Here is a 16,447-nt window from a genome sequence, read left to right as displayed (position 1 = left end):
TAAGGGGTTTAGTAATTCTGGCGGTTGGGTATCGGCGGTCCGCTGTCGGTGGTCAATTTTACTCGGTTTTGCCCAAGTGCCGGATATAGGCCACGAGTTGCCAGCGCTGCTCGGCGGTGAACACATCCTGGAAAGGCGGCATGTTACCACGGCCGTTGGACATCTTCCAGAAGAGTGAACCATCGCTTTGAGCTTTTACCAGCGTGTCGTGAAAGTTGGCTGGCTTCTGGCCCAATGCACCGCCTGCGGCGCCGTCGCCGTAACCGGTTTCGCCGTGACAGGAAGAGCAGTACAATGTAAACAGTTCTTCGCCTTGCGCGAGCGTAAGCGGCTCTTCATGGTAAGGGCTTTTCAGCGTATCCGCCCAGGCAGGTGCCTTCCAGGGCTCCTGGGTGTTGTGTGTGTAAGTGTGCTTTTCGGATGAAAATCCGGCGAGGCCGATTCCGGAAAGTACAATGAAGCTTGCGGCTATAATGTTGTTTTTCAACATGAATATACAGAAAAGGTAAATTGGCTACTTTGCCATTCTTCCCCCAACCCCTCTAAGGAACACTCAATTGCCGGAGAGTAATATCCGCTTAAACGGGGTTGGGAGATGAATGGCGTAATGTCTTGTTACTTGATCGATGCCCGCACTTTGGCCACTTCTTCCGTCGTGACAGGGCTCGCATTGTTTCCGAAGTTGCTCCGGATGTGGGTCAATACCTCTGAAATTTCTTCGTCTTTCAAAAAGCTGTGTTGGGGCATTACGTTGTTATACGCCTGTCCCTTTACCTCGATAGGGCCTTCCAAACCATTCAGCAACACCTTGATCAGTCGCTCTTTGTCGCCGGTAACCCATTCTGCACCTCCCAGCGGCGGGAAACGCTGCGAGTCGCCCATGCCGTTGCGTTGGTGGCAGGCGGTGCAATACACGCTGTAAACTTTTCCGCCCGCAACGGGTTTGTCCTTATCCAGGTTGTCGTTAACGAAATCAGGCGTGCGGATATGCGTCATGGTCTTGCGCTGTTCCATTTTCGCCAGTGCGGCGTTGGCGAATTTCTTCTTGTTGCCTTTGTAGGTCACTTTCCAGATCTTACCTTTTTCAGTTTCAGCGAGGTAGATCGAGCCATCGGGACCCATTGCAATACCCATTGGGCGGTAAACAGCGTCGCTTACATTCACGATAGGATCGAGGCCTGCGAAACCATCTGCAAAAACCTCGTACTCGCCCGCAACCTGCCCGTTTTTAAATGGTACAAAACCAATGAAATAGCTTGATTGCGGATACGGTGCCCGGTTGGTAGAGCCGTGAAACGCGATGAACGAGCCGTTTTTATAATGCTCAGGAAATTGGCTGCCCTGATAAAAAAGGATATCATTAGGTGCCCAGTGGCCGGGGAAACCGATCAAAGGCTTCTCGTACTGGTCGCATTGACCTACCATTTTACCATCACCGCCATATTCCGGGTTCAACACCTTCTTGGCTTGCATTTGGTCCCAATAGCAATAGGGCCAGCCGGCGTGCGTACCTTCTTTAATTCTTAAAAACTCTTCCGAGGGTAGCATAGCACTCTGCCAGCCATTATAGAGCTGCGGCCAGAGGCGCAAAAGGTCGTCGCGGCCGTGCTGAACTGCATATAGGTTGTTGTCCTGGAAATTCCAGTCCAGTGCCACTACGCTTCTCAGGCCGGTAGCGAATTTGGTACCATCTTTCTGCAACTGTCCGGTCTTGTTCGCATCGAATTTCCAGATACCGCCGTGATCTTCCAGGATAGGGCACGGGTCCATGCCTTTGGAGCCCGGGGTGCGGTTTTGTTCCTGGCACGCATTGGAATTCGCACCGAAAGGCACGTACATAAAGCCCTTATCATCAAATGTGATGGGCTTCGCGATGTGCTCGTGCATGCCGTGCGGGTGATCGTCGGTCAATATCACCTCTTCCGGACTTTCCGGAACGAGCTTTCCGGGAGTGAGTTTGTAGCGATAAACAACCAGTTCGGAGCTGAAATACAGGTAACCCTTGTAAATGCGCATGGCCGTTCCATAGGCGCGTTCCTTGGCAGCGCCGCCAAAACGCTTGATAATGTCGGCACGCCCGTCATTGTTCGTATCACGCAGGGCGATGACGGATTCACCCTTGTCGGCAAACCGTGCTTTGACGTAAATATCGCCATTGTCGTTCACCGCAATGTGCCGCGCACGGCCCGGAAGGCTATCGACCACCACTGTAGCCTCAAATCCATCCGGCAAAAACAAGCCGCCGTTTTTGGTATTAACAACCGGCAAATCCCGGTCGGAATGCTGCGTAAATCCAAGCGCCAGCAGCACCAGGAGGAAAGCAGACAATTTCAAGCGTTTCTTAAACATAGGTCAATTAAGAGGGGTCCAGGTGATTGTTGTCGGCGGTCGGTCGTCAGCGGTCGGTGGTCAGGATTTGACCGCCGACGACTGACCGCCGACCGCCGATTACTTTATTTCGTCAAATATATCGGCGATGTAATGCCGTTCAAATCATAAACTATTTTTCCGCCCATGACGGTCAGTTCACATTCGAGTTTTTCTTTGCCTTCTACTTTGTAGCCGGTTTTGTCGTAAAAGCCGAAGTTACCTTTCCGCATTGAAAAAACAGCCACATCGGCGATGGCGCCTTCGGTAATATGGCCGAGCTGTTCGCGGTGTATCACTTTTGCAGGCTCCCAGGTGCTGGCCTTGATGATCGCCGGCAGATCCATGCCCATGTTATAGAATTTCGACATAATGCTCAGCATATCCTTCATTGAGCCGTTCATGCTGCCTGTGTGAAGGTCGGTGCTGATGGTTGTCGGGTAAAAACCGGCTTTCATTGCCGGGATCGCCTGTGAGTAGTTGAAGCTTGCGCCGCCGTAGCCCACATCAAACACGATCCCTCTCTTGCGTGCCTCGATCGCGAACGGTTTTACTTTTTGCGTGGCTTCATCCACAATGGTTTCTCTGATATTGCCTTCGAGCAATGTGTATGCGTGTGTATAAATGTCGCCCGGGCGAAGGTGTTTCATGAACAGCTCTTCCAGCGGAAGGGGAGGCGTACTACCTCCGAAATCCACCATAACGGGCATATTAGCTAATTTACCGGCTTTCACCGCATTATCCACCGGTTTCCAGTCCTTACCCTGGAAATGGGCTACTTTGAAGCCGACTACATCGTTACGGTTTTTAATGGCGACGCCCGCAGCCAGGTTCGGGTCCATATCGGCCGTGTCCTGCTCCCAGTTGCCGCCGCGCATGCCTTGTCCCACGATGTTCAGGAAGGAAAGTACACGGGTTTTAGAATTGAAAATCACATTATTCTTAAACTCCGAAAACGAATCCCAGCCGGCACCGCCCGCGTCGACGATCGTAGTCACGCCCACGCGGAAGGTGAAGCCGTCGGGTGGTAACGCCACCAAACCATTACTGAGGTAATGGTTTGGCTCGGTACCAAAAAACACGTGTCCATGGATATCGATCAATCCGGGTGTGACATACATCCCTTTGGCATCTACCACCTGGCGAGCCTCCTTCGGATCGATATCCTTCGCCACTTTTTTGACCTTCCCTTCGAAAATACCGACATCCATCACCTGATTGATATTGTTCTTCGGGTCGATCACCGTGCCGCCTTTGATCAGTATGCTGTAAGTCTGGGCATGAGAAACCACGCCAAGCAGACATGCCAGAAATGTGAAAAGGATGGACCTGTGTTGCATTTTACTTCTTGAAAAGGTTTGGGTTTAGGAAGAGTTAAATGGTACTGTACATATTTAAACAACTGCTTTCGACAGTTCTTCTTTCAATCTGGACGCCACGATTTTCTCCTCGCCCGGTTTGAGCATCCAGGTAGTAATGGTCAGCGAATTGTTCTCGCCGGGCATTACTTCGATCGACGGGTTGCCTTTCCGCAGGCTTTCCTGTAATGTTTTCACAGGCAGGCTTACTTTGGCGGCATCCCACGATACTTTCAATGTGGGGGTGTGGTTACCCAGTTCAGGGACAGTTACTTCGGTGACAACCCCCTTCACGCTTTTTACGGCATTCTCGATGGTCGCCACGCGATCTTCCCATATTTTCCACTCTTTTTTGTGATCCATCTTCACGAAGTTGTCGAGCGCAACATACATGCCGAGGATCTCTTCTTTATTCACTTTCATACCGCGGCCGATCGTCGAACCACGCGGCGGCATGCTGAGGCGGGCGGCGTCGATATACTGCTTTTTACCCATCAGGATACCCGCGCTTTGCGGGCCGCGCATCGCTTTCCCGCCCGATACGCACACGAGGTCGAAGCCCAGGTCGTTGAAACGCCAAAGGTTTTCAACCGGCGGTACATCCGCCGCCATGTCGATCATCGTAGGAATGCCGTTCTTTTTGGCGATTTCTATCCACTGTTCGTGCTTGATCAGCCCTTTGTCCGACTGGATATGGAGAAACCACATCAATGCGGTCTTTTCGTTGATTGCCTTCTGCAACTCTTCCACCGTTTCAACCTGCACAATTTTGCAGCCTGTGTTGGTCAATGCGTGTGAATAGCCGATGTTATGGCCTTTCTGAATAATCACTTCCGATTTCATACCGGTACCTTCCAAATGCGGCAATGCTTCCACTTTCTTCTGGTCCATGCCCGTGAGCACGCCTGCGAGGCCGAGTGTGAGTGCCGAAAAGCATCCCGCAGTCACCACCGCGGACTCCGCATGGGTAATGGCGGCGATTTTCTCGCCTACCTTGGTCTGGACTTCATCGAGCATCATAAACTCCTTCGCCGCGCCCTGGATCGTTGCCACCACATCGTCCTGCATGAGAGAGCCGGTCATCATAGTGTAGGTACCCGCTGCATTAATAAAAGTACGGATGCCCAGTTCTTTGGCGAGGTTACGGACAGGCGCCTTGGCCAGGAGGCCCGCAGCCTCGGCAGTGCCATTGCCCAGGAACCCGCCCAGGAGGGGAACAGTGGACAGATGCTTGATTAGATCTCTACGGTTTATCATAATGGTTAAGGGACTGAATAGATTGGTTAAAGGCTTTACAAAAAAGGGGTTCAGACAGTATGCAGAGAAAGGATGCGTCTTATGCGGCTCAATACTCTGTTTTGTGGGATTATTTTTTTAATAAACCAAAATTTAAAAAATAAACTTTGGTCAATACCCGTTTCGTTGCCTTTTTATTCCGGTGGAGGGGTTTTTGAAAGTGCCTTCCGTTAAAAATGTTCCGGAAGGCACTTGTTTTCCATCAGAATTGCTAGTTTTTGTCCCACCAGAGCGGTGTCGCTGCGTTGTCGGGGCCGCCGAGCAATTTAGTCGCTGCCTCTACTGCCGCTCCGTTGTTTTGTTTCTCCTGTAACAGGAATGGGATACGCCTTACTACCGCTGTGGTAGGAACGTCGGTGTTGACCGAGTTTACCACCGGATAGAGTTTCGGCAGTCTTGTGCGGCGGAATTCCGACCATGCTTCGATGCCGTCAGGATACAGGGCCAGCCATTTCTGCGTAGCGACCTGCTCTCTCTGGATAGCTTCCGTTGCTCCCCATTTTACCGGAATGTTGGAAAGCGCGGCGGATTGTTGCTGGTCGCCGGGAGCCACGGGTGTTTTTGTACTGTTAATATAAGTAGTAACAGCCGCTCCGGTAATGCCCCAGCCTTCCATCGAGGCCTGAATACCTTTTTCATAAAACGACTGCGCGGTTCCGCTGCCCACATTCCAGCCATTCAATGCGGCTTCCGCTAGGAGAAAATAGGCCTCGGCAGTATGCATTACATCTTGCTTTACAGCCAACTGGCGATCCCAGGCCGAGCCGCCGCCTGTGTTGCGGATCCAGCGCTCGCCGATATTGGAATTGTTGTCATTGCTATTCGCAGCAACGGCTAGTTCCGTAGGGCCCAGTCCATTACGTATACCTTCGTAGGTTTTGGTAAGGAATGCCGGCTGGAAGTAAATGCCGATGCGAGGGTCGTCATAACCTTTCAGTACCGATTCCATAGCCGCGCTCATCCGGAACTCGCCCCATCCGGAGATAGTCGCGAGACCGTTGTTATCGCCGCCGAGCAAGCTTTTCGCCATGTATGCGTTGTCCGCAACGTCGGTTAGCAGGCCTCCTGCAATCGCCGCTTCGGCTTCTGTTTTAGCTTTGGCAGGATTCACTTTCGAGATGCGAAGTGCCAGGCGCAGGCGCAGCGTGTTCGCAAATTTGATCCATTTATTCACATCGCCGCCATAGACGATATCGTAGGTACCGTATGGTTTGTCGGTTGTTTTGCCTTTGAGCAATGCAGTTGCCTCGGTCAGACGTTTGAAAAAGTCGTTGTAGATCTCTTCCTGCGAATCATATTTGATCGGCGTCGCGTCCTTGCCAGCTTCCGAATAGGGGATAGGCCCATAATAGTCGGTTACCCTGTGGAATGAAAACACCCACCAGATATTAGCCAATGCATATTGAGACGTGGATTTATCGAGTTTTTCGAACAGGATTTGCAGCTGTGGTACCACCTGGGTATAAACCGGATTCCAGTGGTTGTCGATCCAGGTCGGGTGCATGAAGTAGCGGTCCGATTGGAAGTTCGGTGTCGTCGTTGCGAAATATTGCGCATACAAGTCTGCGAACAGGTTCTGAGCCGTCTGGTAGGTGCCTGCGGAGTAAGAAGACTGCTGCTGCGCCCGGGAGAACAGATAGGGAATTTCCGCATCGGTGATGGCGGTGAGCGCCGTGCGGCTGGTATTCAGTTCGTCGAAATCACCCGTACAGCCCGCCACGACCATCGCTGAGCCGGTGAGTACGCCCAATGTGGTTGCTCTGATATATTTATTCAATGCTAATTTCATGTTACAGTATTTTAAGAGGCTGTTTAATTAGAATCCAACTTTCAAATTCAAACCAACAGTACGTGTTGAAGGGAGGGCTCCGTATTCTGATCCCTGGAAGTTACCTGCACCCAGGTTTACATCCGGATCGAATGGAAGTTTACGTTTTGCAAGGCCAGGAATATCCATTTTGGCATAACCGCGATAGATAAAGAACAGGTTGCGAGCGGTAAGCGACAGGCGCAGTGACTTGATGAACATGCCCGGAGGGGTTGGGATGTTGTAGCCGAGTGTAGCCTCTCTCAGGCGGAAGTTGGTAGTAGAGTACGTAAAGAACTCACCCCAGGTATACCGGCCTTGCGAAACAGTTTGCCAGAAAGTTTGTGCGTCGATTGCCACATTGTTCTGCTCGCCGGTTTCGGTTACCGCTGGCAATACCCATCCACCCTGACGGTGTGCTTCGGTATAATCCGCAGTACCGTCGTATGCCAGGTTACCATCTGTTCCGGAAGTCATTACACCACCCACACGGCCATCCACCAGGAAGCTGAATACAAAGTTTTTGTAAGAGAAAGAGTTGTTAAGGCCAATGGTGAATTTAGGGTTGAAGTTACCCACGATATTATCGAATGCGGTAGCTACCGGAAGCCCTTTTGCATTCACGACGTAGTTGCCGCTTGCATCTTTTTTCCAGCCGAATGCCTGCAAGTCGCCATAGGAGCCGCCTTCACGCACAATGGCCGTGGTGGTACGGGTATTTCCGCCCAGGTTGGCTGTTTTGATAGTCTCGTGAAGCTGCACAATCTTGTTTACGTTGCGTGCGAAGTTCAGCGTCGCATCCCAGGTCAATGCCTTGCCTTTCAATGGAGAAGCCGTCAAGGAGATCTCAAAACCTTTGTTGTTGATCTTACCCGCATTAATAAACTGGTTTTGGAAGCCGGTTGGTGTTGCTTGCGGCAGGGTAAGCAACTGGTTCACGGTGTTGGTATTGTAATAAGTAAAATCCAATCCCAGTTTTCCGGAGAACAGGCGCAAATCAAGACCTAATTCTGTCGAAGACGAAATCTCCGGTTTCAGGTTCGCAGCCGGACGTGTCGTGTTACGGTTGATGAAACCTCCGCCGTTACCACCTTGTGTGAATGTGTAGGTTTGCAGCAAACGGTATGGGTCAGTATCGTTACCCACCTGTGCCCACGATCCGCGCAGTTTCGCGAAGCTGATCACCTCCGGCAATTTCAATGCTTCCGAAAGTATTACATTACCACCGAACGAGAAGTAGGCGTAAGAATAGGGCTTAGGCAATGTCGAAGACCAGTCGTTGCGAACAGAACCGTCGATGGTAATGAAGTCGCGATAAGACAATGACGCTGTTCCGAATACATATTGTAGTTCTTTCTGACTGAATGCCGTTACCTGGGTCAATGCAGCAGCAAACGACAAGTCGAAGAAGTTTGGAACGGTAAGCCCCGTTGTTGTTCCGCCTATCTGGGAGTATTTCTGATAAGTCTGACCAGCACCGAAGTTGTAGGTCAAATGCAGGTCTTTGCCCAGATTGTTATTACCCGAAACGATCACGTCCATGTTGCGTTCGGTAGTTTCAGCTGTCCAGTCGGCATACGAACCACCCGATCCTGCGAAAAGCAATGTGTTGTTGTAGAAGCCACGATTCACGCGATCGGCATACCAGTCATAGCTGATACGGCCTTGTACGTTCAGCCAGTCGGTCAGTTCATATTTGACCGAACCCAATGAAATCACACGGTTACGTTTTTCTGAATCAAAGGTTCGGTTGATGGTCCAGTAAGGGTTCATGTAAATGCCGGAACTTGCCCAGTAGGTAGGCTTGCCTGCGGCGTCCTCGAAAGTTTTGTATTGGTTCAAATCCACGCTGCGCGGGACTTTGTACAAGTTCATGGTTACAGAGCTCTCTTCACCTGAACGAGGTTTGTTCTGAATGTCAGAGTTGATGTAGGTGATTTTAGCATCGGCTGAGAGGCGCTTGGTAATCTGCGTATTCAGGCGAAGGTTAAAGGTATGCCGCATGAGCTTGTTGTTCGGCAGGATACCTTGGTTATAGTTGTTGGTATAAGACAAATAGGTCTGAATCTTTTCGGAGCCAGCTGAAACGCCGATAGAGTTATTGGTCGAAACCGCCTTGCGATAGAAATCCTTGATATTATCGGGAAACGTCTGCATCGCAGGTCCCCAGCTCTGGCTCGAATTGGTACTTTCCTTGCCGCCGCTTCCTTGTCCGTAGGTATTTTGAAGCTTGGGAAGCAGGAACGGAGATTCGACCACAACACCGGAATTGATATCGGCCGTTACCTTACCCGCTTTTCCTTTTTTAGTAGTGATCATGATCACCCCGTTAGCCGCACGGCTTCCATACAACGCCGAAGCTGCGGCGCCTTTCAGGATGTTCATAGACTCGATGTCGTCCGGGTTAATGTTGGCTGCACCATCGCTGCCGTTGATACCTCCGAAATCGCTCGTCACCTGGCCGCGTGCGGTATTGTCGATAGGGACGCCATCTACTACGAACAGGGCATTGTTGTTACCGGCAATAGAACGGTTACCACGAAGTACCACGCGCGTTGCCGAACCCGGGCCTGACGACCCCTGCGTAATCACCGCACCAGCTACTTTTCCGGAGAGCGTGTTCACAAAGTTTGCATCCCGCACGTCCGTGAGTTTTTTGCCGTCGATCTGCTGGGTCGCGTACGTGAGCGTCTTCGCGTTACGCTCGATACCCAATGCAGTTACCACCACTTCGCCGAGTTGTTTCACGTCTTCCGCCAATGTTACGTCGATCGTCGTTTTGCTGCCCACAGCGATTTCCTGCGATACATAGCCGATCGATGAAAACACCAGCACGGCGTTTTCGTCAGGTACGTTAATCGAGTACGTGCCGTCGGCACCCGTTGTGGTGCCCTGAGTGGTACCTTTCACAAGGATATTCGTTCCGGGAATGCCGGCGCCTGCATTGTCTTTTACAGTTCCCTTAATTTCCTTGGCCAGATTCACAGCGGCCGCAGGTTGGATCACCTGGCTGGTGGCCTTCTCCTGTTTGGTGCTGATCACGATATTATTCTCAACCTGAGTGTAACCCAGCCCGGTACCGTTCAGAATGGTTTCAAGTACTTCCTTTACGGGCTTTTTCTCGGCGTGGATCGAAATCTTCCGTTTCTTATCGATACGTTCGATGCTGGTGATAAACTTGAAATCACTCTTTTTCTCGATCGCAATGAAGGCGCTTTGAAGTGTCACATCTTTCAGATCGAGCGAAATTTTTACTTCTTCGATGCCCTGAATGGATCGCGAGGCAGAAGCAAAGAGCGGTTGTACGAACATCAAACATGCCATCATCAAGGCCAAGCCTCGCCTGAGCGCCGTTCCTGTGTTCAGGTGGGTGTCGGGTAACTTTTTTTGCATACTGTTTTGAGTAGATTGAGGTTAAATGGATTTGAGGGATTCAATTATTATTTCAACTTCATAATAATTCATAGTCAAAACACCTCGCGTGCAACGGCGTGCGCGGCTGCAAGGATTCTGTTAGGGATGCTCAAAAGTAGGATGGAACGGGGGCGCCTAGTGGCATGTACCTCCTGTGATGGTAACAACGTCTTTACCGATCACATAATCAAAAGAATTGGACATACTCAGCAATTTTAGCACATCATTCAACGATGCATTGGAATTGAAACTGGCCATTACACGACATTTGCCAATGCTGCTTTTAAATACAATCTTTTTCCCGAAGCGATCCTGTAATGCCTGCATCACTTCGTCGTAAGTATTGTCCCTGAAAATAAGCTGGCCCAGATGCCACGGTGCAATGTTTGCGACGCTAACGATATTAATATACGTTTCATCTTTTTCTGTATTAATCACGAGTTCCTGCTCGGGCGTCAGTTGCGTAATCCGGACTGGCTCGCCTTCCTCGATTTCCTTGCTGACCTCCACTTTCCCGGTCGCAACCGACACCGATGCAGTCTCGTCCCCATTATAGGCTTTTACATCGAACGACGTTCCCAAAACCCGGGTCGATAGCTTGTCGCTCTTCACGATAAACGGTTTCTCGGGATTGGGTACCACTTCGAAAAACGCTTCTCCCTGCAGATAAACCTGCCTTTCGTCCCCGTCAAATGTTTTCGGGTATTCGAGTTTACTGTTTTTGTTGAGCCATACCTGCGTCCCGTCGGACAGCTCGACGCTCACAACTTCCTTGGAACCGCTTGTTTTGGTTTCCATCGCAACACGGGCCGTATTGTGGCCTTCATGCTGCCGGTTCACCCAAAAGTATCCAAAGCCCGTTGCTACCAAAATCGCTGCTGCGGCCATCCAGGAACTGAGCTTGAAATACCGCGGTCGCTCCTGAATCTCTTCTTCGGGCCAGTTTTGCTGCTCTGCCATCTTCGCGTGCAGCTTCGAAAGCCCGCTGTCCGGGTTGAACACCGGATCGTTTTCCGGCTCCTTTTCCTGCTTCCATGCCGCCTCTATCTGCCGGAACAACAGCATGTTATCGTATTCTTCAAGCCACCATTCCATAGCCAGTTTTTCTTCCGGGCTGCATTCGCCAGCTAGATACTTGGCGATAAGGGGCCATGGTGTGTGATCGGACATCAAATTCAGAGCTTTCTAATGTTAGGACAAAGAAAAAATGGGCATACCCCCATCCTTCCAGAATTTTTTTTAAATCTGATAAGTTTTTTGCAGAAGTTTCAGCTGTTTAATAGCCTTACCCATTTGGTTTTCTACTGTTTTGGTGGAAAGGGAGAGGATTTCGGCGATTTCGTTGTAGGTGAATCCCTCGAAGCGGTTGAGTTGGAAGATCGCCTTTCTTTTTTGCGGGAGATAATTAATGAGGTCGGTAATGCGGGTTTCGAGCTCGTGATACATCAGTTCGTCGTCCGGACCGGGCGTTTCTTCGATGATGTCGTCGCTGAGCTCTTCCATGATGTGTTTTTCCTGCTTCATGTAATTGATGCAGGTGTGCCGGGTAGCGGTGAAGAGGTAGGAGCGGACGTTCTTTTCGACGGTCAGGCTGTCGCGTTTTTCCCAGATCCTGAAAAAAACATCGGCTACGATTTCTTCTGCGAGGTCCTTACGGTTGTTGAGGTAAGTGGCAAAACGGCATAGTGAGTAATAGTATTTCCGGAAGAGGCAATCCAGCGCCCGGTTATCTCCTTGCTTGATCAGGGAAATAAGAAGCAAATCATCCTGGCCGTTCATCATAACTGTGGCTAAATTGGGTATCAGGTAATTCCAAAACTTTATTCAATGACCTTGTCGGGGCGTCCGGGGTGATCGGCTGATATTAGCTTATTTAGAATCTGTACAAGTCAATTTTTGTGCCAGACATCAAAATAGTAATATTTTCTTTGGTGTATTTTAAATAATAACGAAGAATAGCATTAGGAATTCTAAAATTAAAAAAGTTGATAGAAAATAAGCGCCAATCGCTGAAAAATTTATTCAATATTGTTTTTTCAGCCACTGGCGCCCATTTCTCAAAGAGGCGATATAGGATAGGGAACTAGTTGAGGAACAGTTGCTTCACGCATACGGGCGTAGGCGCGCTGATCTCTTTCCCGGTATAAGTCAATTGGCCCGTTGCGGCGTCGCGTTTGAAGAATACCGCATTATCGTTGTCGCGGTTGGTCACGATCGCGAATTCACCCTTCGCGTCGATCAGGAAGTTTCGCGGGTGCTTGCCGTGCGTATCCGCATGGCCGGCGACTGTCAGCTTGCCCGTTTTGGCGTCTACGGCATAAATAGCGAGGCTTTCATGGCCGCGGTTGGATGCGTAGAGAAACTTGCCGTCGGGCGAGAAATGGATATCCGCAGCATAGCTTTTGCCTGTAAAATCCGAAGGCAGCATCGTCACGCGCTCGAATGGCACCAATGCGCCGGTTCCCTTCACGATCTTGAAAGAATTCACCACCGAAGCCAGCTCGCAGGCTGAATAACCGAAGTTACCGTTGGGATGGATCGCGAAATGGCGTGGGCCGTCGCCGGCTTTCACTTCCGCATAAGGAACCGAGCCTGGCGTGAGCTTGCCGGTTTTCGGATCAACAGCATATACCATGATCTTATCGATGCCCAGGTCGGAGGCATAAATGTATTTGCCGTCGGCCGAAGGGGTAATCGAGTGCATATGGGGCTTCTGATCCGGACGGCCTTTGTCCTGAATGGTGTCGGCCAATGCGCCGATGCTGCCGTCCTGGTTCAGTTTGTACACGGCCAGATCGCCGCTTCCGTAGTTTGATAAATAAATGAAACGGCCCTTTGGATCAACGCTGACGTGGCACGGACCGCGACCTTGCGCGGGTTGCGTGTTCAGTGCGGTGAGTTTGCCGGTGGTTTGGTCGATTGCATAAGCCGAAACGGTGCTATTGCCTTCATTGGCAGCGTAGAGGTACTTTTTGTTGGGGTGAAATTCGAGGAACGAAGGGCTGGTCTTGCTCGTCAGTACCTGCAACTCCTTGAACGAATAGTCGCTGCGGTCGAATTCATACACATAAATGCCCTCGCCCTTCTGCGTATAGGTACCGAGGTAGAGTATTTCCTTTTTGGGTTTCTGCGCAAAAGCTGTCATAGCCGACAATAAAAGGATGAATGAAAGAATGGTTCGTTTCATGATTCAGGAAAAGATTGAGATAGATTATAATGTTGTTATTCAAACACTAACGTGCCGAACTTGTTGAATTCGTGGAAGCTGCCGCCGGTTTTTTGCCAGGAATAATAGGCCGTTTCGCTGTCGTAGTCGATGCGGTAGAAATTGCCGCGCCATTTATCGCCCGGCTTGGGCGCTGCATTGGCAATAGGGTTCATTAATGCGAAAGGGATGAAAAATTCGGCTTTCCAGCCTTCTACGGCCGCCATGCTCTTCTTCTGCCCGCCCTGTGCGCTGGTTTCGTGCTGCACGCGGTTGCGCTCGTTGTAATGCCAGGGTTTCCAGCCTTGTGCGCGGCCTTTGATGTTCGGGACGAGGATAGCCAGCTCGTAGTTTAGCGGTGAAACTTCGTATTCAAGGTAAATGGGTACCGAGGTATCGGGCCAGAGAAAGACCTCTACGACATCCTCTTTGAACAATGCGCCGAAGTCCTCCATAATGGTGGAAGTTAGTTTCTGGTCCGTGCAATCGAAGAGGAAATACATGCCCTTGTCGGAGTAAAGGATTTTGACGCGGGTAGGGAACTGCTTGCCGGGTGTGGGCTGGTTGGGGCCTTTCTGTACGGTGAGGTTAAACCACTGCGCGTTGGCCCAGTTAGGGGCGGTGCCTTCGCCGTTTACTTTGAAGTCGGTGGTTTTCTTAACCGTCAGGGAAGAGTCGGGAACGGGGCTGGCAGCGTGTCCCCGGTACATGAGGCCGCACGCGAGCAGTCCCATGAGAACAATTTTTTTCAACATTCAATAAAAAGGGTTAGGATTGGGAAAACTGGTTCAGGTATGGTCAAGTGTGTTCATTTGCAGTCAGATGGGCCGATAATTATCCGGCTATGCAGGCATTCCGGCGCAACAGGCGACGATTTTTTTTCTCTCTGGCAATTTCAAGAGGTTTTTACATTTTACCAAATCATTATTTTTGTAGTGTCAATTATTGATGAAATCTTTCGACAGGAAAGAAGATAGGGTAGCGGAATATTTTAATAATTTAGGTCGTACGTTTAAAAATTGAAACCATTTAACAGAACACTGTCATGATACGCGAAAGTGGAGAACTGGCCTTTGCTGACGTCAGCGAGGCAATTTTAGAACCAGCTGTTTTCCCTGACTACCAAGGGAGCACAAAACAAACCCGTCCGGTAGCGCAAGATCCTTATGGAGATGATGACGACGAAGACGAGGACTTTGACGAAGATACCGACGATGAAAAAGTCATCGACGAGTATGATGAAGATATAGAAGATCGCGAAGTAGTTATCGAGGACGGCGACGAACTCCTTAGAAGACTGGACGACTTCGATGATGACGACGACGATTTCTGATAATCGTTTGAGAATTAAGACCTGCCTCTGGATCATTTCCAGGGGCTTTTTTATGCATGGGTTATGAGTATTGAAATGAAGGTTGTGCCTTATTCACCTAAATTGTTTAATTCCTCACCTTTCCTAAACCCATGCGTTCAACCGAATCCAATGTTACCCAAAGCATTACACAGGTAATCGCTGCTTCTTCATTAGGTACTTTAATTGAGTGGTATGACTTCTACATTTTCGGGAGCCTGGCGGTCATCATCGGCCAGCAGCTCTTTCCAAGCGACGCCGGCGCCTCGGCACTGATCAACACGCTGGCGATCTTCGCCGCAGGATTTATTGTACGCCCCTTTGGCGCATTAGTGTTCGGTCGCCTGGGCGACTTAATTGGACGTAAATACACGTTCCTCCTGACACTGGTACTGATGGGCGGTTCCACGTTTCTCATTGGCCTTATTCCTTCCTATTCCAGCATCGGTTATGCCGCTCCTGTCCTTGTGCTGATCCTCCGTCTCGTGCAGGGGCTCGCGCTCGGGGGCGAGTACGGTGGCGCGGCTACGTACGTAGCCGAGCATGCGCCCGTAGGCAGGCGTGGCTTTTTTACCAGCTGGATCCAGACGACCGCTACATTGGGGCTATTCCTCTCCCTGGGCGTGATCGTTCTCACCAAAAACATCCTGGGAGCCAAAAACTTCGCCGACTGGGGATGGCGTATTCCATTCCTGGTTTCGATCCTGCTCGTGGTGGTATCGATTTACATCCGGATGAAAATGCATGAGTCGCCTGTTTTCTCCAAACTCAAAGCCGAAGGAAAAGTCTCCGCTAACCCTTTGAAAGAAAGTTTTCAGAAGAAAGCGAATTTCAAGATGGTGCTTGTCGCATTATTTGGAGCGACCATGGGCCAGGGCGTTGTTTGGTACACGGGGCAGTTTTATGCGCAGTCTTTTCTGGAAAATACCTGCAAGCTCGATTTCAACGAATCGCGGTACATTCTGCTGTGGGCAATCGTTTTCGCAACACCGTTTTTTGTGATTTTCGGTTCGTGGAGTGATAAGGTAGGTCGTAAATGGATCATGCTGGTCGGGATGCTGCTTGGCGTGATTTGCTACCGGCCCATTTACCAGTACTTCCTCGATGCCACGAATGTGAAGGAAATGGAGAAAACCATGCTCCTGAGCCAATCGGAGCCGGTTGTGGAACGCGGGCTGGTGCCGGATAAGGCCGATTCCCTGATCACGACTACCGTCACCAAGACATTGACGAACGGCATGACTTTCAAGGAATCAAAGGTGGAGGTGATCACGGAAGACGTATTGGCCGAGGTGCCCGCCGTGGAGACGGTGATTAAGGACGTAACCTTATCGCAGAGTTCTTATGTCGTCATCATCTTGCTGGTATTCTTCCAGGTGGTGCTCGTAACGATGGTGTATGGCCCCATTGCGGCATTCCTCGTGGAGCTGTTCCCGACGCAGATCCGGTACACTTCGATGTCGTTGCCTTACCACATCGGGAACGGTGTTTTCGGGGGGCTGGTACCATTCATCGCCACGTTGATCGCCTCGTTCCAGGGTTCTACGCCGCTTTCCGGACTTTGGTACCCCATTGGTATAGCCGCATTGTCATTTATCATAGGAGCCGTTTACATCGACAACCGGCGCGACGAGAATGTAATGGATTGA

The 16,447-nt window shown here is 50.4% G+C and carries 12 protein-coding genes; 2 read left to right on the top strand and 10 right to left on the bottom strand.

The genetic code is table 11. The features are described from left to right. Positions 1 to 58: 58 nt before the first annotated feature. From CLV60_RS26955 to CLV60_RS26910, 10 genes are all read right to left on the bottom strand, one after another. Positions 59 to 490, bottom strand: a complete 432-nt coding sequence (locus CLV60_RS26955) for a c-type cytochrome (RefSeq protein WP_106598502.1) — start codon at positions 488 to 490, stop codon at positions 59 to 61. Positions 491 to 615: 125 nt separating this feature from the next. Further along, positions 616 to 2,349: a PQQ-dependent sugar dehydrogenase gene (locus CLV60_RS26950; protein WP_106598501.1), complete on the bottom strand. Its 1,734-nt coding sequence runs from the start codon at positions 2,347 to 2,349 to the stop codon at positions 616 to 618. A 104-nt stretch (positions 2,350 to 2,453) separates the two neighbouring features. Continuing rightward, on the bottom strand, positions 2,454 to 3,707 hold the full coding sequence (locus CLV60_RS26945; RefSeq protein WP_106598500.1) for an amidohydrolase/deacetylase family metallohydrolase: 1,254 nt from the start codon (positions 3,705 to 3,707) through the stop codon (positions 2,454 to 2,456). Between the two features lie 54 nt (positions 3,708 to 3,761). After that, the gene (locus CLV60_RS26940) at positions 3,762 to 4,982 is read right to left on the bottom strand and encodes an aminotransferase class V-fold PLP-dependent enzyme (RefSeq protein ID WP_106598499.1); all 1,221 of its coding nucleotides are present in this window, start codon (positions 4,980 to 4,982) and stop codon (positions 3,762 to 3,764) included. Positions 4,983 to 5,232: 250 nt separating this feature from the next. After that, on the bottom strand, positions 5,233 to 6,810 hold the full coding sequence (locus CLV60_RS26935) for a SusD/RagB family nutrient-binding outer membrane lipoprotein (RefSeq protein ID WP_106598498.1): 1,578 nt from the start codon (positions 6,808 to 6,810) through the stop codon (positions 5,233 to 5,235). A 27-nt stretch (positions 6,811 to 6,837) separates the two neighbouring features. Further along, on the bottom strand, positions 6,838 to 10,221 hold the full coding sequence (locus CLV60_RS26930; protein WP_106598497.1) for a SusC/RagA family TonB-linked outer membrane protein: 3,384 nt from the start codon (positions 10,219 to 10,221) through the stop codon (positions 6,838 to 6,840). 156 nt (positions 10,222 to 10,377) lie between these two features. Next, the gene (locus tag CLV60_RS26925; protein ID WP_106598496.1) at positions 10,378 to 11,412 is read right to left on the bottom strand and encodes a FecR domain-containing protein; all 1,035 of its coding nucleotides are present in this window, start codon (positions 11,410 to 11,412) and stop codon (positions 10,378 to 10,380) included. A gap of 69 nt (positions 11,413 to 11,481) precedes the next feature. Then, positions 11,482 to 12,024 (bottom strand): RNA polymerase sigma factor, encoded by a 543-nt coding sequence (locus CLV60_RS26920; protein WP_106598495.1) that lies wholly within the window; start codon positions 12,022 to 12,024, stop codon positions 11,482 to 11,484. A 301-nt stretch (positions 12,025 to 12,325) separates the two neighbouring features. After that, on the bottom strand, positions 12,326 to 13,429 hold the full coding sequence (locus CLV60_RS26915) for a lactonase family protein (protein WP_229211147.1): 1,104 nt from the start codon (positions 13,427 to 13,429) through the stop codon (positions 12,326 to 12,328). Between the two features lie 35 nt (positions 13,430 to 13,464). Continuing rightward, positions 13,465 to 14,202: a carbohydrate-binding family 9-like protein gene (locus tag CLV60_RS26910; RefSeq protein WP_106598494.1), complete on the bottom strand. Its 738-nt coding sequence runs from the start codon at positions 14,200 to 14,202 to the stop codon at positions 13,465 to 13,467. 290 nt (positions 14,203 to 14,492) lie between these two features. Between CLV60_RS26910 and CLV60_RS26905 the strand changes: the two genes are divergently transcribed. Further along, complete coding sequence (locus CLV60_RS26905; protein WP_106598493.1) at positions 14,493 to 14,780, top strand: hypothetical protein; 288 nt, start codon at positions 14,493 to 14,495, stop codon at positions 14,778 to 14,780. A gap of 131 nt (positions 14,781 to 14,911) precedes the next feature. Next, positions 14,912 to 16,447 (top strand): MFS transporter, encoded by a 1,536-nt coding sequence (locus tag CLV60_RS26900; RefSeq protein ID WP_106598492.1) that lies wholly within the window; start codon positions 14,912 to 14,914, stop codon positions 16,445 to 16,447.

Source organism: Dyadobacter jiangsuensis (assembly GCF_003014695.1).
Classification (GTDB): Bacteria; Bacteroidota; Bacteroidia; order Cytophagales; family Spirosomataceae; genus Dyadobacter; species Dyadobacter jiangsuensis.
This window is presented reverse-complemented; position numbering and strand designations above follow the sequence as displayed.